We start from the raw sequence: 21,863 nt of genomic DNA on the forward strand, positions 1-21,863 counted from the left end.
TTAGCCCTGCGCCTCTTCTAACGTTTTTTCATCAATTAGGTAGTTGGCGATGCAACTGAGTTTTTCGATGGTTTCTGTCAATTCACGCTCAGGCTTAGATTGATCAATGACACCAGCGCCAGCTTGTAGCCATGTACTGTTATTGGCGCGATAAATTGAACGCAGCACTAAAGCTGAGTCCATAAACCCGTCATTATCTACAATCATTACACAGCCGCTGTACCAACCTCTGCTATTTGGTTCAAGGCGCAATATGGCTTCTATGGCCTCACGTTTTGGGATCCCTGACGCCGTAACCGCAGGGAAGAGCGCTTGAAATGCATGCCATGGGTTTTTACCATTACTTAGTTGACCGCAGACGCGAGAGGCTAGGTGTTGTACACTGCCGCGACGGCGCACAGCCATAAATTCACTTACCGAAATTGAACTGGGTTCACATATTTGCTCCAATTCTTCTTGGGCTAATTTTACTGATACAGCGTGCTCGGCTATTTCTTTGGTGTCGTTAAGAAGTTCTTCTCGCAGCTGCTGCTCTTCTTGTGGCGAGTTACCAAGTGAGCGAGTACCAGCTAGAGGCTGTGTGCTGATATATCCCTTGTTGCTGGCTTCGAGTAGGGTTTCTGGGCTGAAACCTGCAATTGAAAAGTCGTTTAGCTGGTAGAGGAATGAGCGTGCAGGGGAATTATGTAAACGGCCGTAGCGGAAGCTCTTATTCAAGCAAATGCTGTCCGGTACATGAATACGGCGAGACAAGATCACTTTTTGATATTGCCTGTTGCAAATTTCTTCAATGGCTTTAGCAACCGATGTTTTATATTCATCTTTATATTGCGTGTTGATCTGTGGTGTTTTTAGAGGCTTAAAGGCAGCCGTACTCTCCGTTTGTACGCATGATGTATCTGCTTTTAACACTAATGTTTCAAGCGCTTTGAGGTCAGCCTCAGTCAACGCGCGCAATGTCGCTTTATTTGCTTCAAGGCGTACCTCTAGTTTTGGCACAAATAATTGTAAAGACTTTTCATGCTCAGTGCGTGTTTGAATACCGTGAAATACGCTGGCTAGTTCAAACTTAGCTACGCCATATAACCGCCAGTTTTCGAATTGAATACTTTGCAGGGCCTGCGCCATCAGCTCGGGAAAAGGCTTGCCATTAAAGTGTTTTGTCTTTTCACCTTGTTGTAAGATTATTTCGTTGCCGTTAGAGTGCAGTTCAGCTACTTTGCCAAGGCCAACAGACCAAGCAGATTTACACTCGTATACGGCTTTAAATGGATGATTACTGAGCTCAGAAATACTCGGGGCTAACTGCGCTAAAGTTGACTGGACAGAGATGGTTTTTTCAACATAGGGTATTGGTTTTAACTGATTCATGGTGGTCTCTACATACTCATCTTCAGCACGTTTTATTAGTGCTTTTTTATTGATCTTTCCTATAGCAGTGAGTGGCCAAAAGCTGAGCGAAATGATTTGATCTGGATATTTAAAGCGTGCTACCTGCTGTTCTTGCAGTAGTTGATAAACCTCACTGAGGGAAACAGGTTGACTAGAAATAATGCAAGCACAGCTACGTTCGCCAAGATATGCGTCTGGTACGGGCACTAGTATGGCTTCATCAATATAGGGGTGGGAGAGCAGGCGTTGTTCTATTTCTGCGACAGCGATTTTTTCTCCTGCTCGGTTAATCTGTTCTTTGATCCGCCCTTCAACAATTAGGTTACCAGCTTGGTTCATACGTACTAAATCACCCGTACGGTAAAAGCCATCGGCGGTAAAGGTTGTTTGGTTATGTGCTTGTGCTTTGTAGTAACCCGCGATGGTATAAGGACCTTTGGTTTGCAGCTCACCAACGCTACCTCGAGCGACGGGGTTGCCTTGTTCGTCAACAATGCGTATTTGATCGAGGTCGCAAAGTGGGCGGCCTTGGGTATGCATCACTTCATTTAACGGATCATCCAGGCGGGTGAAGCACAGTAATCCCTCGGCCATACCAAACACTTGTTGCAGTTGACAACCAAGTACATCAGGCACTTGTGTCGCTTGCTCGGCAGTGAATTTAGCACCACCCACTTGCAGCAGTTGCAGGCTACTTATATCGGTGTCATCCCATTGTTTAGCCTCAAGCCATAGTTTCGTTAAAGCGGGTACCAAAGCGGTGTGAGTAACTTTGTGTTGTTCTATAAGTGGAAACGCTTCGTCTGGCCCAGGTGTTGGACACAGCACCACTGTTCCACCCTGACAAAGCGTGCCAATGATCCCGGGACATGCCAAAGGGAAATTATGGGCGATTGGTAAAACCGCTAAATAAGTGGTTTGCTCATCAAATTGACATAGCTTGGCAGAAGCTTTGGCATTGAAGTAATAGTCATTGTGACTGCGTGGAATAAGTTTAGGGGTACCTGTAGTACCACCAGAAAGCAACATGAGTGCCGTGGATGTTGGATCAATATTAGAAACCTGCATGGGCTCGGTGCTGTCTAACTGAGAAAGGGATGTATACGGGGTATCGCTTGGTGTATCACTCGTGACCAAGACATGCTCAATACTTGAACATTTGGACACAATACGTTGGGCCATGGCAATATAATCGTGACCCAAATAACTGCTTGGCACTACGTATGCTACAGGGTTACTGAGTTCACACAACGCTACAATATCGGACTCACGCTGCGCGGGCATGGCCAAAATTGGGATGACACCTAATTGGAACATTGCGAAGCAACTAATTACAAAATCGAGAGAATTAGGCAATTGCATCATCACGTGGTCGCCGGCTTTTAAGCCGATATTGCAAAATCCAGCACGGCGCGCTATCACGCGTTGCTCAAATTGAGCGTAAGTGAGCTCAGTTTCACCTTCAATCAGGGCGACGTTATCTGAAAATTGAGACCGCCAATCGGCGACAAGGGAACCAAGACTTTGTTGCTGCCAAATATTTTTTTCAATATAGAGGTCTTGCTCAGCTTTCAGTCGGACTGGCGTATCAGTTGTTGTTTTCACTATTGTTCTCCGGTTATGAAGCACGGTCGCGGTTTATTTTTTGAGTCGAGGCAACTGCGAGTGTTATTTGTCATGAAGTTTTTTTTCTTGCCCAAAAAATATGTTTTTGGACAATTTGTTCCCACCCCAAAAAGTTGTTGTATGCCCCTATCGGTAATTTTTTCGGGAAAATTTGCGTGGATATCAGAGAACTTATACTTATTTCCGATCTGGGGGATATTGAACGGATAAGGGGAGCGTTGTCAGGGTTGCTGCAATAGGCTTAGCGCTATTTTTTATTGCGCTTAGATAAATCACGGTGTGGTAAAAGTGGCAGCATAAACCAGAGATACAAACTAGGTATTTGTTCTAGTCTTTAATGATTGACTCTGCTGTTCAAGTTGCACGTTTGGTTGATATAAACCTGATATTTCTAAAAGCTATGGGATCGGCAAGAGCATATTTGCGTTGTTGCACGATTTTAATACCGCTTAGGGTTAGTTTATACGACAGATTTTTAACCGCATTTAAAGGAGTAGGTATATGCGTGTTGAATCGCATGAAACCGAGGGACATTGTAGTCCCTGGTCAATTATTTTTGCTATCTGTGCACCTTATAAAGGCAAAATGTTGATAGCTTTTAGCCTAATGGTGCTTGTCACTTTGCTTGAAATCGTGCCTGTGTATTTGTTATTTCTTTCTATTCAAGCCTTACTTAATCCTTTATCGGCTTCGATTGAACAATTGTTATGGATTGCTGCAGGGATTTGTGGCGCGATTTTATTGAAATCAGGGTGTGCTATGGGCGCCTATTACTTCAGCCACCAAGTCTCTTCTAAGGCGCTCACTAAAGTTAGAATGACACTCGCAACCCAATTGGCAAATATGTCGTTGCTATGGCTCAGTGCTCAAAACCCCGCCGTTTTAAAACAAAATATATTGCAAGATGTTGAGCATATTGAAAACTTTATAGCCCATCAAAGTGTTGAGTTGTTTAACGCAATCCTTACACCTTGTGTCGTCTTTACGGTGATCGCATTTATAGATTGGCGGCTTGCACTCAGTGCGGTTGTTGTTGTGCCGCTAGCATTTTTTGTTAGTGGTTTATTTATGCATAAAACAGCAGGTCAGTACGAGCGGTTTAGCCTTGTGTCAGAGGATTTGACCACGACACTAAGTGACTACGTTAAAAATATGCCGTTGATGAAGCTATATAATTTAGACAGTAAACGATTTGCCGTTTTAAATCGAAAGTTGGATCAATACCAAAAGTTGGTACTCGAACTCACCGGCCAAACGGTACCTGGCTGGACGTTATACACCGCATTGCTGAGTGGATCTTTTGTTTGCTTGCTACCCGCAGCGATTAGTTTACATAGTGCGCAAAGTGTCACTACTGAGCAGGTTATTTTAAGTATATTACTGGCTGTTGGCATGCTTAACCCAATCATCAAAGTGAGTCGTTTTTTTATGGAAGCAAACGAGTTACTAGCTGGCGTTAAACGGATCACGCCTATCTACATGGCGCGCTTTTCTAATTCAGCTAGCACACCTGTTAAAGTTGATAAAAGGTTGCCGCTGATGCAGTTTCATCACGTGGATTTTGCTTACCAATCTCATCAGGTTTTGGCGGGCGTGCACTTTAAGCTAGTACCCAATTCATTGAATGTTATAGTCGGTGCATCTGGTAATGGTAAATCCACGCTTGCGATGTTGGCATGTGGTTTATTGTCTCCTTCATCAGGTAAAGTGCAACTATTCGGGCAGGATGTGTGTTTAATGAGTGACAGTGTCCGATCACACTTTATGAGTGTGGTGACGCAAGAGTGTTATTTATTTGAGGGTACCCTACGAGACAATATTTTGTTTGGCCGTAACCATATTAGCTCCGATGCGATAGAGCGCGCCATTATGGTCGCTCAACTAAAGCTTTGGATAAGTCAATTGCCTGATGGCCTCGAAACCCAGGTACAAGTACGCGGACAAAATTTGTCTGGGGGAGAAAAACAACGTATTGCTATTGCACGTGCTTTGGTGGCCGAGCCCCCTTTGGTGATTTTAGATGAAGCTGCGGCCGCAATGGATAATGTGACACAATCTAAATTCTATCAGGCTATTCAAACGTACTATCCAAACACCACTTTCTTGGTGATCACCCACAAGTATTTAGGTCTTGAAAATATCGGTCAGATCCTTGTCTTGAAAGAGGGGAAAATTGTCTCACAGGGAACTCATGGCGAATTGTTGTCGAATTGTGATTATTATCGTCACAGCTGGTTGCTACAACAAAGCGAAGGAGAGCAACAAAGTCCGATGAAAGACTCGTCAAATTTCCAACCTATACATTATGAGATTTAAATGGACAGACAAGCATTATTGAGTATTGGTCGTGTGATAGAGCATGCAAGCTCTGGCAAGTGGCGCTTTTATACTGGCGTTGTTTTTCGAGTGTTGGAACGTAGTGTGGCAATTGCACCGCTGCTGTTATGTTTCCACTGGCTACAACAGCAGTTTTTAACCACGGCAAAAATGATGCCTTGGCTTTCAACACCTGTGGATTATTTGATGGCGCTAGGTTGTTGCTTTGTGATGCAACTGATATGTGCATATATAGGCCAGTATCAGAGCTTTGTCGGCAGTTATCAGGTTGTTCATGCGTATCGTATTAAATTGATTAATCATGTACGACATCTGCCTCTTGGTCGTGTGCGACGCACCCATAGCAGTGAGTTTTTAGAAATGCTCACTGAGGATATAAAGAAAATTGAAGGTATTTTTTCCCATATCGCTCCCGATCTGATTTCTGCTTTGGTGACACCTGTGATTGGTCTAGTGGTGATGTTATTTATCAATCCTATTTATGCCCTTAGTGCATTGATACTATTGCCTTTAGCATTTTGGGTAATGGAGGTGTCGAAACGAAAGTTTGTGCAAGTCGCTAGCGCTAAGCAGCAATCATATCGGCAAAGTGCCAGCACTATTACCGATTATATTGAAGCGTTAAAAACCCTCAAGTTATATGACCAAGCACAAACATGGTTGTCCCATCTTGCCAAGCAGCTAGAGAAAACAAAGCAGCATAGCCTACAAGTGGAAATGTGGGGAGCCGGCCCCGTATTAACCTATCGCATAGTGCTAAATATGGTGCTCAGTATGTTTGTGATAATGCTAGCCATAGCCTTACCCGAGCAGCGTTTTTCAGGCGTAGATTTTACCACTATTCTATTTGCCCTGCTGCTAATCAAACTACTTGAACCCCTTCAAGAAGTTGGCGAATATCTAACGGTTTTACGTCTGGCTATGCAGTCTGAGCGCAAGCTTGAGGTTATTCTAAATGAGCCTGTGTTGGTAGAGCCAGATAGCCCCCAATTACCAAGCAATTTTGATATAGAGTTTGAGCGAGTATCGTTTCAACACGGGGCTAAAAAGGTCATAGATGATGTGAGTTTTTGTGTGCCACAAGGCACGACAATGGCCATTGTAGGTGCATCTGGTAGTGGCAAGTCTACATTATTAAATTTGTGTGCCCGCTTTTTTGACCCTAATTCAGGTTGTGTGAAAATCGGTGGCCTAGATCTTAAAGATATTGGCTCCAAGGGCGTGCATCAGTTAGTTAGTATGGTGTTTCAAGATATTCAGTTAATCGATGCCAGTATTGTTGAAAACATTCGTATTGGTCGGCTAGATGCCAGTGATGAAGAAGTAAAAGACGCGTGCAAAACGGCTAACTGCTTAGAGTTTGTTGATACGTTACCAAATGGCATAAATACCCGAGTAGGCGATAGTGGTTTATTGCTATCTGGCGGTCAAAGACAGCGTATTGCAATTGCCCGAGCACTATTAAAAGATGCACCTATTGTACTGCTTGATGAAGCCACAGCCTCACTTGATCCTATTACTCAATCAGAGGTAATCATCGCCATGAATAACCTGTTGCACAATCGTACCGTGGTGACCATTGCACATCGGCTTTCTAGTATAGAGGGTGCTGATCACATTATTGTACTTGAGCAAGGTAAAGTAGTGGAGTCGGGTTGTCACCATCGCTTGTTAGCGCAGAGGGGGCACTATACATATCTTTGGAATACGCAGGCTATGCAATTTGTGTAAAAGGAGTTTGTATTGCCATCATCAAAAGGAAGCAAAATGACTAATTTAGCCAGCAATGAGGGGATGCCAGAGGCGGGTGATGCATTTAGCCTGAAGCCGCTGATGTTTGAGACATTTGTTTGCACTATGGCTGTGATGGGGTTTACTGCGTTAGCAGGTCCTATTGCCCATGTGATTGGGCTCAAAGCATGGCAAATTGGCGCGGCGATGACAGTTGCTGGAGTTGCTTGGGTTATTATGGCACGGTTCTGGGGAAGCCTTAGTGACCGAAAAGGTCGGCGCCCGGTGATACTCTTTGGGCTTACAGGTTTTGTCATTAGCTATGCATTTTTAGCAGTCTTTATCGACTTTGCGATGCAGACCGCATTAGTGCCCGTGCTTGCATTTTCAGGCATAGTGGTTGGACGTGGATTCGCTGGGATGTTTTATGCTGCGGTACCTGCGACTTGCGCCGCTTTAGTCGCGGATCATGTTGTGCCTAAACAACGCGCGGCAGCGATGGCGGGGATTGGTGCGTCAAGTGCGGCTGGTATGGTGATTGGTCCTGGGTTTGTTGGACTACTTGGGCCTTTTAGCTTAAGTATGCCTTTGTATATTTCCGCAATGTTGCCCCTTATTGCCCTGATTGTTCTTTGGCGGGTACTGCCAAGGTACGAACGACATGCAAAACCCAGCAACAATCGCGTTCGTTTAACGGATGTAAGGCTACGTCGACCTGTTACCGTGGCTTTTATAGCAGCTTTTAGTGTGGCTGTTGCGCAGATCACAGTTGGCTTTTTTATCCTTGATAGGCTTCAGCTTGACCCTGCTGACACTGCACGTGCTGCAGGGATTGCACTTGCGACTGTTGGTGTGGCACTGATTATCGCGCAAGTAGCACTCCAGAAGCTTGAATGGCAGCCTGCGCGGCTAATCCAATTCGGCGGAGTCATCGCTGCCGCTGGATTTGTGTCTGCGATTTTTGCATCAGCGCCTATCTTGCTCTGGGTTTGCTATGGTGTCGCTGGCTTTGGTATGGGATGGATATATCCGTCTGTCTCTGCTTTGGCTGCCAACTCGGTGGAGTCTGATGAGCAAGGTGCGGCGGCCGGAACGATTTCGGCGGCGCAAGGACTGGGTATTGTAATTGGCCCGATTGTTGGAACTGTTATTTATGAAATAGAGATTGGGTTGCCGTATGGGCTAATAGCAGGAATGCTATTATTAGTCGCTCTGATCCCAGCTCGCACTCGCGCTTAATCACCCAAAATTCGGGATAGTTACTTGCTCTTTAGCCGTTGTTATCTCTTAGGGTAGCGTCCGTCAACTTCTATATGCCTTGAATACACGCACATAGGTCAGCAGGTGTGCGTGTGATCAGAGTTTCAAGATGAAGCGCGGGGCAAAGTCAGCGTGAACTTCGCGCCGCCAAGTTCGGAAAACCCAACATGGCAACTGCCGCGATGCCAAGTGGCGATTTTACGCACGATAGCCAACCCGAGGCCATAACCACCGTTGTCTTTACTGCGACTTTCATCTAAGCGAGAGAAGGGAATAAAAACCGATTCCCACTGAGATTTAGGGATCCCATCGCCATCATCCTCAATATGAAGATAAGCGTTGCTTTTGTCACATTCAAGACTAATTTCGATGTTTGAGCGACCGTATTTATCGGCGTTTTGCACAATATTTTGAATGGCTCGAGAGAGGTAGTGAGCGTTACCTGAGACGATAACCTGCATGCTCTTTTTATTAAGAGTTATTTGTTTATCGGTGAGCTTACGGAGTTTGTTTATCTGGTCGTCGACAAGCGCGCAAAGATCCAGTGGTGTTACCTCAAGTTTATCTACTTCAAATTCAAGCCGTGCGTAGGCTAGCATTTCATCAATCATGGCTTCCATTTCGACCACATCATCCGCCATATCGTTTGCTTGCTCACGGCTTTGCTCTGGTAACATGGCTAAAGCAAATTTGAGTCTGGCAAGTGGGGTTCGCAGGTCGTGAGAAACCGCATTAACGAGTAGTTTTTGATTTTCAATTAGCCTTGCGACTTGAGATGCCAAATCGCGGATCTGCTCGGTTAAATTTGAAATAGCAGAAAACCGGGAATGTCGGGTCGCTTTGGGCAGTTGACCTTGAGTGAGATTTTCGGTGATATACCTCAGTTGCAATAAATCAAGCCACAAGGGCCGTATCCACAGCATAAGTAAAAATGCGAGCACGGCATAAGAAAGCAATTTGATGACCCATTGTTTATTGGCCGCTGAAGCGGCTGGTGCTAATGGCCCTAGCTGCATCAGTAATGTTGAATCAGGTACTTTGAAAGTCAGCCATGCGCTACCTTCATCGTCAAAGCTCGTTAAAATACCACCTTGAACTAAAGTGCCGGCTTGCTCTGGAAGCCAAGCGACATCGTCCATGTTGAGTATTTTCACGGTTTCCGACTCTTGGGGTAAGTTGTGTGAGGAAATACTCGCTTTGAGCGTATTAGCAACTGCTTTTGCGTGTCGTAACTCATCGGGCGCGGAGTGCACCCAATGAGACCAAATAGCTTCGCTCACTTGGTTAATAACGACAATGCTGGTAAACACAGCCAAATAGAGGCTGAGCAATAGTTTTAGCACAAATACACTAGCCCCAAGCAGACTTAGAGCAGAGGTAGCCCTTGCCCCACACGGTAATAAGCCTTGCAGGTTGCTCTAGATTGTCACCAAGTTTTTTACGTAAACGGCTAATACGTACGTCAACACTTCTATCTAATCCGTCATATTCGCGGCCAACAACATGTTTATAGATATAGTCTCGACTCAGCGTTTCGCCCGCATGGCCTGCCAATGTCTTTAGTAAATCAAATTCATAACTGGTTAGTTCAACTTCGTCACCTGCCAAGTAGACCTTACGGTCCGATTTATCTATTTGTAATTCCCCTAAGGTAATGGAGTCAGACTGAACTTCATCATTTTGTGTGCGTCTTAATAGCGCATTCAAGCGGGCAAGTAGCACATATGGCTCAACGGGCTTGATAATGTAATCATCAGCACCGATTTCAAGCCCTTTTACATGGTCGAAGTCGCTATCTTTGGCGGTAAGAAATAAAACCGGCCCTTTAAAATCACCGCGTGCAGCTTTGCAAATAGAAAAACCATCAAGGCCTGGAAGCATAATATCTAAAATTAAAATATCTGGTTTTTCGGCTTCTATCGCTTTAATGGCGTTAATACCATTGTGTAATTGAACGACTTCAAAGCCATTATGGATTAAGAACTTTGCGGTTAACTCCGCTAGTTTTACATCATCTTCGACAAGTAATACCTTGGCCATTAAAACACACTCCAATCGCTTCTGAGTTTGCGTCTATATTGTTGGTTGACGCTTGTGTGTACTTCAATATTTTGTTTTGCAACAACGTTATTTTTAGCATCTTTTAGGGTAAAGAGCATGGACTTTGAGAGGTGGATAATTTGTGTTGATTTTGCCTCCTTGGCCTGCTCCCAGCATTGTAATTTTTGTTTTTCCTGAAATAAACAGAGGTCCATTTTAGCGGGCGATTGCCAAGCAATTTTTGCCGTCATTTCGCAGCGTTGCCCTGCTTGTTTCACCATACATGTAATAGGTTTTATTTCTAATTTAATGCCATTGTTGGGTTTGGTTAAAGCTTTACTTGGTGCGCTGAAAATTATAATTGTGATTAAGTACAGCCTAAAATTCATATTTTCCCCCGACAAAAACCGTCGCGGTATAGCTATCCTCGACTATCGGGCTATCTGTCATTGTGCTATCAAGTTGCTGATATTTAGCGTTAAATTTGAAGGTCCAAGACTCACTTACGGGATAAGAGTAGGCAAAGCTAACATAAGGCTGGAAGCTTGAACTGCCTTTATACCATAGCTCACTATTCGGTGTATCCGCTTTGTCTATGCCGTAGTAATAGTCCACCAGTTGTCGACTTTTCCATTTTAGCCCCGCTTTAATAAACACATAAGTGTTAGGTGAATTATTGAACCTAAAACGATAGCTAACCCCAACATCGGCATTGTAACCTTGATAAGTGTTGGTGATATCGGTGAGCCATGATGCGCTGATTTTTACGCTATCACTTATTATCCAGTGGGCTAAAACGCCGCCATCTATGGCCCATTTTCTCGATTCGATATCGTCTAAGGAAATAGCGGTTTGCTCTGCGGCAAATTCACCGCCAGGTAGCTCATTGCTGGCATCAAACCCCATTTTTTGCACGAATATATTACTCGGGTGAAATTTTTCGAAATAGGCCTGCTCGGTATTAAACGTGCCGATCAAGCTAAGATCAAATTTATCAGTGTAGTGAAAGGTATAGCCCAAAGTCCCATTATCAAGAAAGAGGTGTTCACCGTAATAACTAATATAGGGCACAACAACCAAGGGAATATTTTCACCGTCATGGAGTGGGTTGGAGATCACGCCGCCGCCAAGCGCAATGCCAAATCGCCATTCATCGACTGGCGTACACTCGCTGTCATTGGCGTCACATGGCACCACCGTGGCATTTACCTGAGTGGTAACCAGCAAGGTTAAGGCCATTAATAACTTATTCAACTTGGAACTCCAGTTCTGAATTTGGGCTTTGCACTGGCTTTTTAGAGGTGTCAATCAAAGCGCATTATTACTACCAGTGTAATTTACCAGTCGCTGTACAAATTACCAGAAAGGGTAACATTAAATAACAAAACAAGTAGCGAAGATAACAGAAATTTTAGTGTGAAAGTTTAGGCTTACGTTGGCACTTAACTTACAAGGAAACATATCATGAGATGCAAAATTTGGCTCAGTCTTCCGCTTGCCGCTAGCCTTTGCGCATGTGGTGGTAGTAGCGACAATGATGAAGATAAATTACCAGAACTCAACGCGCTTAATAATAGCTCTGCGCCGTTGAAGTCAGCTTCATCAGCTCAGTTTAGTCAGTTTATCAAAAACGGCATTTTCGTTGCCAGCGGTGGGTTGAATAATGGCGATGATTTAGAAAATCCATCTGTAATCACAGATAGTGCACCTTACTCAGGCACCAATCAACTGGTTGAAGGGGTATCAGAAAGCGACCGGATTAAATTCGATGGTCGTTACTTATTTATCGGCGGCTCGACCAGCGTTGCATACACGGATACAGACAGCAAAACCTTCGTTAGGATCTTGGATACTGAGGCTACGGATGTCCCTACACAAGTTAATGAATTAGCGGTATCAGATTCAGAGTTTGCAAGCCAAAATCTTTACCTTAAAAACAATCAACTCATCAGCGTATTAATGGACTATGAGTATGACTTTGCTGATGGTATGTCTGAACTGGATGTTCAACCTGAAGTAAATTATCAAGGCGTGATTGAGCTTGCTTTTAGTAACGTATCCCTACCCGCACAGGCTGAGGTCGAAAAACGCTTTCAAATTGATGGTTCATTAGTTGGCAGCAGATTAATCGGTGACAAACTCTATGTTATCGCCGACCACACTATACGCTACAGTGGTTTTAATAGCGCTGACAAAGTAGCAAGCTACAATCGCTTAATGGATACTAACATTAACGATTTATTACCCCAATTTAGAAATTTAAAGCAAGGAAGTGTAGCGCCACTGGTTGCCGCAGATGGCTGTTATTTGCCAGCAGATGCTACCACGCAAGATGGATATAATGGCTTAACAACAGTCACGGAAATTGACATTCGCAATCCTGATGAGGTGAAAACAACTTGCGTCAGCACGCGCACCTTTGGTTTTTATATGTCTGCAACAGCTGTGTATCTTTACAATTACTCGTTTAATGGCAGTGATGGTGATGTCAACACATCAATCTGGGATCCATCAGGCATAGTATTACATAAGTTATTGTTAACGGACGAAGGGGTGACATACCAAGCAACAGGTGAGGTGGAAGGTCAACTTGCTCGTGTCAGCGAGACGATGGCTGCGACTCGATTTGATGAAAAAGATGGCGTTCTGCGCGTAGTAACGAGTCAGTATGATACAGATATCGGTAATAGCCATAAGTTGTATATGCTCAAACCAGAAGGGAATGAACTCAACACTGTGGCGACGCTACCAAATAGCCAAAATCCAACCCCTATTGGCAAAATTAATCCGGATACGGGGCTTGTGGATGAAGATATTTATGCGGTTAGATATTTTAACGATACAGCTTATATCGTGACCTTTAGACAAATAGATCCTCTCTACGTTCTGGACTTATCTGACGCATCACAGCCTAAAATCGCGGGAAGTATAGAGATCCCCGGTTTCTCTTCTTATTTGCACCCTGTTGGTGACGGTTTGCTTCTTGGGGTAGGTCAGCACCTTGGAGACCCTGATGGAAACGTGCAGCCCGGCACCAAAGTGAGTTTGTTTGATGTTGCAAATCCTGCTGAACCCAAGCTATTAAAAGATCATACATTTGCAGGGGGGTTTACACCGCTGGAATATGATTATCGCGCTTTGGCCATGCTAAAAGACAATGCCTCAGTAACTCGGTTCACTTTGCCGATTGTTTACTGGAATACAGAGCAAGTGAATGAAAGTAGTTATAACTGGTATAGCCAAAACGATCTCGCCGCATTTGAAATTATCCACGGCGTGGACTCAACACTCAGTTATCGCGGGAGTAGCCGTGCCGAGGTAGCAACGCCCATAGCGAGTGACAAAGCACTCGGGTATACCGAAGCAGATAGAGGGCTTATTCAGGCTGATAAACTGCTTTATATCCATGGCAACTACGTGTGGCAGAGTAATTGGCAAACGCCTGCTGACAACAGTGGACCACATTAATCCTAACTCCCTTTGAATATTAGGTTGTTGTACACTGTTTCGTTGCCAAGCGGTGAACTGTAGCACTGCTTACCACAGCTTCAGAGTTAACGTTACTTTTGCTGAGTCTGTATCAGCGAAACAGTGATTTTGGCCCCGCCCAGCGCGGGGCTTTTTTGAATTACGATGGTACCACCAAAACGAGTGACTATACGTTGCACAAAGGCCAAGCCAATTCCATACCCTGATTGTGATTGAGAATCGTCGCGATAAAATGGTAGTAACACTTTGTCTCGAACCTCGTTACTTATACCTATCCCGTCGTCTTCAATAATAAACTTAACCTTGTCATTATCGACTCGGGTTTCTAGTGATATTTTAGCGTTGGCATATTTTATCGCGTTAGATAATAAGTTATTGATTAGCATGCGTAAGTACTGACCTTCACCGATTATCCAGCAAGGTTTTGACGAAAGTTTTAGTGTTAAGTCATGATGGTGGGCGTTATTGGCTAACTGATGAGCCATAGCATTCAAGTCAACAGGCTGAAGTTCCACGTCGTCAAGGCGGTGCTGCAATCTTGCGTAATCTAAAATAGCATCAATCACTTGCTCCATTTCATCAAGGTTTTGGTTGATCCTATCTTCGTACTGTGCCCGCAGCTCATCATCATGAGTTTCAACCAGTGTGTCTAGCCCCATTCTTACCCTTGCAAGTGGCGTACGTAGTTCATGAGAAAGTCCGCTGCTTAATAGCTTCATGTCAGTCATTAACCCGGCTATTTGTCGTACCATTTGATTAAACGCTTGCTCAATATCCTTTAAGTACCATACCGTACCGACTTGCACGCGGGCGTTGAGTTCGCCTTTACCCAGCTGATGTGCGGCATTTTTGAGCTTTAACAGCCTAGCAATAAATGGGGTTAAAAAGGCGACGACAACAATCAGAACGATAGTGTAAAACAACAAGGTCATGAGCAGGCCATATTTGGTCTGGAATTGCTTCGGCATTGTCAAGATATAGATATTATCTTGGCTTGTAAGTATGCAAGCGCTTACTGATGATTCGCTTTCGAGGTAAATAAGTCGCTGTTGTGAGAGTATGCTGCTTAAGCTCGCAGGGAGTGGATAGTCGGCCCTTGGTATAAGTTGAGCGGTTATTGTTTGGTGCAGTGGAAGCGCAGTAATTTGTGACTCAGGTATGTTGTCTTTAGCCATTGCGGCAATAATTGGTGCGGTTGTGCTAAGTGGATCGTAATGCGCTTCATTACTCTCGGAGGATGCGGCGATAAGCTTATCAAACACCTGACCTGTGATAACGCTTGTAAGCGTTAAGATGGTCAGTAAAGCAAACACAAAGCGCCACATTACCACACGTCCTTCGCCAACTGATATCCTTTACCCCATACCGTTTTTATTTTAAATGGGTCTTGGCCATCGTCACCTAGCTTCTTTCTCAAGCGCGAAATACGCAAATCTATAGAGCGGTCAAACCCATCATAATCAAATCCTCTGAGTGCTTTAGTAAGCTCATCTCGGGTGACAATTTTTCCGGCTTTACTGGCAAGTACCCAAAGCGCATCAAACTCATTGCTGGATAAGTTAACTGGCTGCTTTGCAAGGGTAACGTTCCTATCTTCTTTATTAATGTAGAGTGTGCCAAACTCAAGTGTTGCTTTGGGCGCTTGGTGTTGAGGTTGATGACGCCTTAATAGCGCTTTGATACGAGTTTCTAATAACCGGCCTCTTACAGGTTTTTTGAGGTAGTCGTCAGCCCCCATTTCTAAGCCGATAATTTCGTCAATTTCCTCATCCCGTGCGGTGAGCATCAAAATTGGGATGCTGAGCGACAGACGCAGTTGCTTGCAGACTTCAAAGCCATCTAAACTTGGCAGCATACCATCTAAAATCACCAAGTCGGGGGGAGAGGCTAAAACGTGCTCCAGCCCGTCTTGACCATCATGATATAGCCGCACTGAAAATCCTTTGGTAGAGAGGTAATCACTCAGCCACTGGGCCAACTCTTTATCGTCTTCTATTAGGACTAACTCGGCTACCACAACTACTCCTAGAAAAGTCGCCAACGCACGGCGTTACTTTTTTGTTGTTTAAACACCCAAGCATATTGCAGAGCATAGCTTGCGAGAATATCCTTGTTATCTTCTAAGGTAATGAGCAAATCTTTCTCAACTAAAATCTCGCCTTGCCAACTCGCGGTTTTTTGCTGCTGCCAACAAACCAGCTCTTTTTCATCGGCATGGAGACAAAAGTTACCGGTCACAGAGGTTTGCCAGGTCACTGAGAGGTCGATAAAACATTGCTGACCTTGTTCGAGCGCAACACATTGCCCTGGTTTTACGGTCCATACGGGGACCTTAATTTCTTCTTTCGCTTGAGTTTGCATAGCGAGTAGGGCTAAGCCAAATAGTCGTTTTTTCATATTTAGCTCCTTAAAATACGTAGCTAAGTGACAGGCCAATGCTTTCACCGTGCTCAATTCTATCGTTAAAACTGACAATTGCTTTAGTGATAGGGCTATCCATAATACCTGATGCATATTTGGTGTAGCTGACGTGGCCATCGACTATCCAATTTTCTGTTAAAGCGCGTGAAAATCCGAGCTTTACCCCAAGATTAGCCCCACCTTTGGCATCGTAATCTTTAAATGGTGCGCCACCGTAGTAATAATCTAACATGGCTGAGTTTCGGTATTGTGCACCGACTGCGCTATAAAAGTGCCAGTTTTTGTATTGCCAAGGCTTAGAGATCCATAATGAAGCGTAGCGACCATCTGAATAATCTGAGTTAATCACTTTTGGTGCAACAATAGCTCTAATTTGTAAGCCAAATACATTCCCTGTAGCTCTTACCCCAAGATAAGACGAAGTGTTTAGCTCATAGCGAGTCCCGCCAAAACGGTAATTTATTCGCCCATGAGCGGTTGAGAGTAGGGCATCAAATTCCCAATTTTCTGTTTCATAAAACTGATAACCAAGTGCAAGTGCTGGGTCATACTTCTCAGCGCGGCCTGGAAACTCGACAAATAGACCATTACTAAAATAGTAGGCGCCATGTACAGTGGGCGAAAGCGAGGTCTCGGCATTATTGTAAATATCGCTGTTGTAATTGATCCCGTAACCAATGGCCAAATAGCCGTGACCTTCTTTTTTTGCGTCAGTGCTTTTGGCCTGCGCTGCACTTGCGGCCATAAGTGAGGCTGCAATCAATAAATGTGTTTTCATAGCAATTTCTATTAGTTATTAATTTGCTAGTTACTGTAGTGAGTGTAAGCGAGTATAGCTGTATCGACTTTCTGCAAGTTGTATCGAATTGTATCAAGCTTGTTCTGGCCTTCCATAATGGTCTGACATTATGCATGAAAATAAAGGAAGTCGTTACTGTTTGATACATTTTGAAAAAGTCAGAGACAGCATGGCGTACATACCTTAGTTATTATTTTATCACTTAAACGAAACGAGGTATTTCTCATGAGAACACTAAAACTGGTCACATTATTGTGTGGTGGACTGTCATTATTTGGCTGTAATGATAGTCAGTCGACGTCTAACCCTAAACCGAGCCCTGTCTCTCCTCCCGTAGCCGAAGTTGATTTTCAAGCGATGCTCGAACAAAGTGTTGAAGCGGGTATCCCTGGTACTGTGCTCTATATTGATTCGCCTACGCTTCAATTTTATGGTGCTGCCGGGTTAGCAGATAAAGAAAATACGATACCCATGACCACGGACGCTAGGATCCCAAATGGCAGTGCGGGGAAAAAAGTAACAGCGCTCTTAATGGCGATGTTGCATGAACAACAGTTATTAGATCTAGATGCACCGATAAGTGATTATTTGTCTGACGAACTTTTACAACAGATAGAAAACGGTGACGAAATGTATGTTCGGCAATTACTTAATCATACGGCTGGATTATATGATTATCTCAATGATGCTAACGGTGAATTTTTTGCTGCAGTATTACAACAGCCAGACTTAATAAAAACGGACAGCTTTGCGCTGCAGTTTGCCCTCAATCAAGACGCCAATTTCAAACCCGGAGCTGCGTGGAAATATTCTAATACCGGGTATTTATTGGCGGGCCTAATTATGGATAAAGTTTTAGGGGGGCATCACTCAAAGGCGATGCGTGAGTATATCTTTGAACCATTTGGCTTAAGTAGTATGAGTTATGGAGGAATCGAAAAGGCATTTGGTGAAATTGCATCAGGGTACTTTGTTGATGGTGAGGGTAATGAAATTAATACGCAGCCTTACTATGCCAATATTGGTGTGGCTGATGCACCGATTGTATCGACGGCTAAGGATCTTGGTGACTTATTTAAAATCATGATAACGAGCCCAGATATTCCCGCTAATGTGCGTGAGCAATTGCTAGGAGAATCCGTATGGGTGGATACTGATGTCACCGGACAGCAATACAGCATGGGTATCTTTAGTGAGCACGTCGGAAATGAACCTGTTTATCATCATAACGGTGCTGAGATTGGGTATGCGACGTTAAATTGGTATCTGCCGTCAAAAAACATGGTTATGAGTGCAATTATTAATTGCCAAGGCTACAACCAATGCAATGCAGAGATTGACAAAATCTCAGATAAGTTACGCGATACACTTTTTGGTTTGTAAAGATAAGGGGCTACTCAGTGGTAGCCCCTCGGATCAATGCAGAAGTCTAAAACTGGTATTTTGCTCCAATAAACGCAAAACGGCCAACACCTGAGCCATAGGCGCTATCAAAATTACCTGTACCGCCGACGATGAACGGACCTTTTTCGTCGAACAGGTTATTCACACCACCATAAACAGAGAGAGTGCGGTTATCGCCTAGCTCCATGCTGTAGTTTACCGTTAAGCTATGAGTCGTTACTGATGGCAGTGCACCTTGCCATAGGGGCTCTGGATTGGCTATACAGGTTGTTTCACCTGTTGCACAGCGTTCATTATTCTTCTCGATAGCAGCTTGCCAGTCTTCATATCTCGAACGGCTGGCTTCCACTGCACCTTTATATTTTGTGCTAAACCGTACACGCCAGTCATTCTTATACCAAGTTAGTGAAATAGCGCCTTTGTCTTCAAAGATATCGGTGCTGAGGTAGCCTTCATAAAGGTCTTCGTATTGTCCATCAGGACCCGTACTGGTGATTGAGTATTCGATAACATGTGTCCAGTCTGCTTTCACCTTAAAGCTACCGTAGTCGCTAGCGTCATACACATATTCGAGTGCGATGTCGTAACCTTTAGTGCGGATCTCATCGGTATTAATGACACGTTGATTAACTTCATAAATCTGGCCTTCTTCATCGCGTTTAACATCACGACAAAACTCGTTACCGTCACCGAATTCCATTGATGATGCATAACAGAACTTAATGATGTCTTCGTTAGCAAGTGAGCTTACCGCATCATCAATTTGAATGTCGTAGTAATCTAGCGCAATTCTAAAATCCGGTGCAAAGGAAGGCGCTAAAGATAAGCCAATGGTGATAGTATCTGCGGTTTCCTCAAACAGCTCGCTATTTCCTGAGTTAGGTGAGTAGCCGTTATTTTCGTCTTCAAAAGTACCTTCAGCGGCGATAGCGGCTTGTATTCCCGCATCTTTGCGGCAATTGTCGTGGCCTGCATCTGTTGACGTCGCGGTAACACCATCACAGATATCATCAAAGCTATCATAGTCTCCACGAGGTGGTGACATTAGCTCTGTTATTGTTGGAGCTCTCATTGCTCGAGCCCAATTAGCACGAATAGAGTAGCCTTCGATTGGTTCGTAAATGAAGCCTGCTTTGTAGCTTTGGATTAATCCTGTGTTTGCCCAGCTGTAATCTGCGATACGCGCAGAAACCTCGGCGCTAAGTGACTTGGCCATCGGTGCGTCTTTTAATAGTGGCAGTGACAACTCACCGAAGATTTCACGAACACTCACATCGCCTTCAAATGTAGGAACATAGTTAAATGTTACGCCACCATTTGGCACGTTAGTTGATACGCTCTGCGTGTCTTTTCGATATTCAAAGCCAAATGCCGAGCCAACAGAGCCCGCTGGAAGTTCAAATAAATCACCAGTAATAAAGCCAGAAATAGTCACTTGGTCTATATCAGTCGTAATAGCGGGATTAGCGCGAATATAATCCGCCGCTTCAGGTGTGATCGAGCCTTCGCCGAAAAGGTTGATTGGTACACAGCCTTGGCTACGTGCTTGCTCATCTTTACACTGAACCGTACCATCATCAAGGCGTTCAGCATTTAGCGCTTGTTTGACTCGTGCAACGTAAATTTCGTTACTGCGGGTTTGCTCTTGCTTAAATTTGCCGTAGCCAACAGAAACGTCCCACTCCCAGTCATTCCAAATATAACCACGTAACCCACCCCAAGATCTGATAGTTGTTCTCTCATTACTAGTGATTATATTTCCCACTTCGGTGAATAGCCGATCCCACTTCACGCCTTTGGAGCTAGCCTCTGCACGAATTGCTTCTGGCATATAGGGGTTATCATACGGAATCCGACCCATACAGTCTGAGCCAAATTGACTGCTATTTGGATCATAGGTAACAATCGCATCACATTCATCCTCGCTTTCAGGCGACTTTACGTTGCGCGAGGTATTTCGGCTGTATTGCATTTGAAAGTAAGCTTCAATACCTGAGTCAAACTCATACTCTGTTTTTACTGCCGCAGAGAGGTCTTTGTCCGGTACTCTCAACATAGTGAACTGGTTGATGTGGATACCATGGAGTTCTTCTTGCCAATCGTCGCGTAAGGTTGTGCCATCATACCAAAAACCTGAGTTTGGCTTAGTGCTACTTGACTCATCAAATACACCACCAGGGATAGAGTCGCTCAAACTAGTCCATTGTGATTTATCAATATCTTTCATGCAACGGTAAGCGCTTTTGGTATCTGGATCGTAGTTTGCTGTGAGCATTACATTGCACATACGATCATCATCATAATCCCAGCTATCTTGTTGCTGAGCACGTTTCCTGTCCCAGTAGCTCAATCCTTTTTCTTCGTCGTATGAGGTACTAATGAAAAGGTAGCCTCTGCCATCATGGTAAGTTGTGCCGTAGTCCGCACTTATTGTGTATTCCTGAGCGCCACCTTCGGTACTTTCACCGCCTCGGGCACTAAATGTTGCCCCTTCCTGGTCTTGTTGAGTAATAATATTAACGACACCTGCAATGGCATCGGAGCCATACGCTGCAGAAGCGCCTCCAGTGATAATTTCAACTCGCTCAACCATACCTTTAGGGATGGTTGATAGGCTGACATAGTTACCCGAATAGCTGTTGGATACGACTCTTCTTCCGTCGATCAAAGTCAGTGTTCGGCTAACACCCAATTCGCGCAAGTCGATAGTTGAAAGTCCGGTATTTTGCACACTGCTTTGCGAGTTACCATTACCGGTCCCCTCACTCACTTGGGGCATTTCTTCAAAAAGAATATCTGAAAGCGAACCTAAACCTGCATCATTTAGCGACTCGGCTCCCATTGTGGCGATAGGGGTTGACACTGAAAAGCTATCACGTTTGATGCGAGAACCGGTGACGACGATCTTTTCTAGTGATTTATCTTCATTTTGTGCTTTAACTACCGCATTATTTTGTTCAACTTGCTGACGGTCGATTTGTTGCTCTTCGGCAGTTGCCATATTGCTGCAGGCGAGCGCGATAGATAGGGCGAGTAATTTAATATTATTGTTAGGTGACACGGGAGTCCCTCTTTTTTAATTTCTGATTGTTGTTTATTTTTGGGGCTTGAAGAAAGAAGTACGTATCTTATTGTGCTGATTAAACTACAAAAAAGTACGGCTTCTCATTTTACCCATTGTGACTATCGCTAATGTTCACGCAATAAATTCGACATCTATTCTTTGACGTTTTTATCTCTATTTAATATCTATTGAAAAATAAGTATTAAATTCAATTGTTTATATTGTTCTTTGAGGGTGGAAGTGAATTTCTATCATGATGTTTATCGCGTTAATTTTGTCTTTTGGTCGCTAATTTAGGTA

General features: G+C 44.1%; 15 protein-coding genes. 5 read left to right on the top strand and 10 right to left on the bottom strand.

The window, feature by feature from the left end; genetic code table 11:
* Positions 1–2,997 carry a salicylate synthase gene (locus tag L1271_RS17985; RefSeq protein ID WP_158299147.1) on the bottom strand — a complete coding sequence of 999 codons (2,997 nt, stop codon included), beginning with the start codon at positions 2,995–2,997 and terminating at the stop codon, positions 1–3.
* A 522-nt stretch (positions 2,998–3,519) separates the two neighbouring features.
* Between L1271_RS17985 and L1271_RS17990 the strand changes: the two genes are divergently transcribed.
* Genes L1271_RS17990 through L1271_RS18000 form a run of 3 tightly spaced genes read left to right on the top strand, consistent with a single transcriptional unit; the run spans position 3,520 to position 8,325 of the window.
* Positions 3,520–5,334 carry an ABC transporter ATP-binding protein gene (locus L1271_RS17990; RefSeq protein WP_235368447.1) on the top strand — a complete coding sequence of 605 codons (1,815 nt, stop codon included), beginning with the start codon at positions 3,520–3,522 and terminating at the stop codon, positions 5,332–5,334.
* Positions 5,335–7,086, top strand: coding sequence for an ABC transporter ATP-binding protein (locus L1271_RS17995; protein WP_235368448.1), 1,752 nt, complete (start codon positions 5,335–5,337; stop codon positions 7,084–7,086).
* Positions 7,087–7,122: 36 nt separating this feature from the next.
* Entirely contained in the window at positions 7,123–8,325 is a 1,203-nt protein-coding gene (locus L1271_RS18000) for an MFS transporter (protein WP_235368449.1), read from the top strand.
* Between the two features lie 125 nt (positions 8,326–8,450).
* On the opposite strand, the gene L1271_RS18005 is transcribed toward L1271_RS18000, so the two are convergent.
* From L1271_RS18005 to L1271_RS18020, 4 genes are read right to left on the bottom strand one after another with little or no spacing between them, the layout of a single operon-like run.
* On the bottom strand, positions 8,451–9,689 hold the full coding sequence (locus L1271_RS18005; protein WP_235368450.1) for an ATP-binding protein: 1,239 nt from the start codon (positions 9,687–9,689) through the stop codon (positions 8,451–8,453).
* A gap of 7 nt (positions 9,690–9,696) precedes the next feature.
* Complete coding sequence (locus L1271_RS18010; protein WP_010603913.1) at positions 9,697–10,386, bottom strand: response regulator; 690 nt, start codon at positions 10,384–10,386, stop codon at positions 9,697–9,699.
* Entirely contained in the window at positions 10,386–10,790 is a 405-nt protein-coding gene (locus tag L1271_RS18015; RefSeq protein ID WP_227388036.1) for a DUF3019 domain-containing protein, read from the bottom strand. Before L1271_RS18015 ends, L1271_RS18010 begins: the two co-directional genes overlap by 1 nt.
* The gene (locus tag L1271_RS18020) at positions 10,765–11,640 is read right to left on the bottom strand and encodes a MipA/OmpV family protein (protein ID WP_227388037.1); all 876 of its coding nucleotides are present in this window, start codon (positions 11,638–11,640) and stop codon (positions 10,765–10,767) included. Before L1271_RS18020 ends, L1271_RS18015 begins: the two co-directional genes overlap by 26 nt.
* A gap of 210 nt (positions 11,641–11,850) precedes the next feature.
* On the opposite strand from L1271_RS18020, the gene L1271_RS18025 reads away from it, so the two are divergent.
* On the top strand, positions 11,851–13,854 hold the full coding sequence (locus tag L1271_RS18025; protein WP_235368451.1) for a beta-propeller domain-containing protein: 2,004 nt from the start codon (positions 11,851–11,853) through the stop codon (positions 13,852–13,854).
* Positions 13,855–13,946: 92 nt separating this feature from the next.
* Here L1271_RS18025 and L1271_RS18030 read toward each other — a convergent pair whose 3' ends face one another.
* From L1271_RS18030 to L1271_RS18045, 4 genes are read right to left on the bottom strand one after another with little or no spacing between them, the layout of a single operon-like run.
* Entirely contained in the window at positions 13,947–15,200 is a 1,254-nt protein-coding gene (locus tag L1271_RS18030) for a sensor histidine kinase (RefSeq protein WP_235368452.1), read from the bottom strand.
* Positions 15,200–15,892 carry a winged helix-turn-helix domain-containing protein gene (locus tag L1271_RS18035; RefSeq protein ID WP_235368453.1) on the bottom strand — a complete coding sequence of 231 codons (693 nt, stop codon included), beginning with the start codon at positions 15,890–15,892 and terminating at the stop codon, positions 15,200–15,202. Before L1271_RS18035 ends, L1271_RS18030 begins: the two co-directional genes overlap by 1 nt.
* A gap of 8 nt (positions 15,893–15,900) precedes the next feature.
* A complete protein-coding gene (locus tag L1271_RS18040; RefSeq protein WP_102058272.1) occupies positions 15,901–16,272 on the bottom strand; it encodes a DUF3019 domain-containing protein in 372 nt (123 codons plus the stop codon).
* Positions 16,273–16,282: 10 nt separating this feature from the next.
* A complete protein-coding gene (locus L1271_RS18045; protein WP_010603906.1) occupies positions 16,283–17,074 on the bottom strand; it encodes a MipA/OmpV family protein in 792 nt (263 codons plus the stop codon).
* Positions 17,075–17,320: 246 nt separating this feature from the next.
* On the opposite strand from L1271_RS18045, the gene L1271_RS18050 reads away from it, so the two are divergent.
* Positions 17,321–18,478 carry a serine hydrolase domain-containing protein gene (locus L1271_RS18050; protein ID WP_235368454.1) on the top strand — a complete coding sequence of 386 codons (1,158 nt, stop codon included), beginning with the start codon at positions 17,321–17,323 and terminating at the stop codon, positions 18,476–18,478.
* Positions 18,479–18,524: 46 nt separating this feature from the next.
* On the opposite strand, the gene L1271_RS18055 is transcribed toward L1271_RS18050, so the two are convergent.
* Entirely contained in the window at positions 18,525–21,560 is a 3,036-nt protein-coding gene (locus L1271_RS18055) for a TonB-dependent receptor domain-containing protein (RefSeq protein WP_235368455.1), read from the bottom strand.
* Positions 21,561–21,863: the final 303 nt, after the last annotated feature.

This window comes from Pseudoalteromonas sp. OF5H-5 (assembly GCF_021530695.1).
Lineage (GTDB): Bacteria > Pseudomonadota > Gammaproteobacteria > Enterobacterales > Alteromonadaceae > Pseudoalteromonas.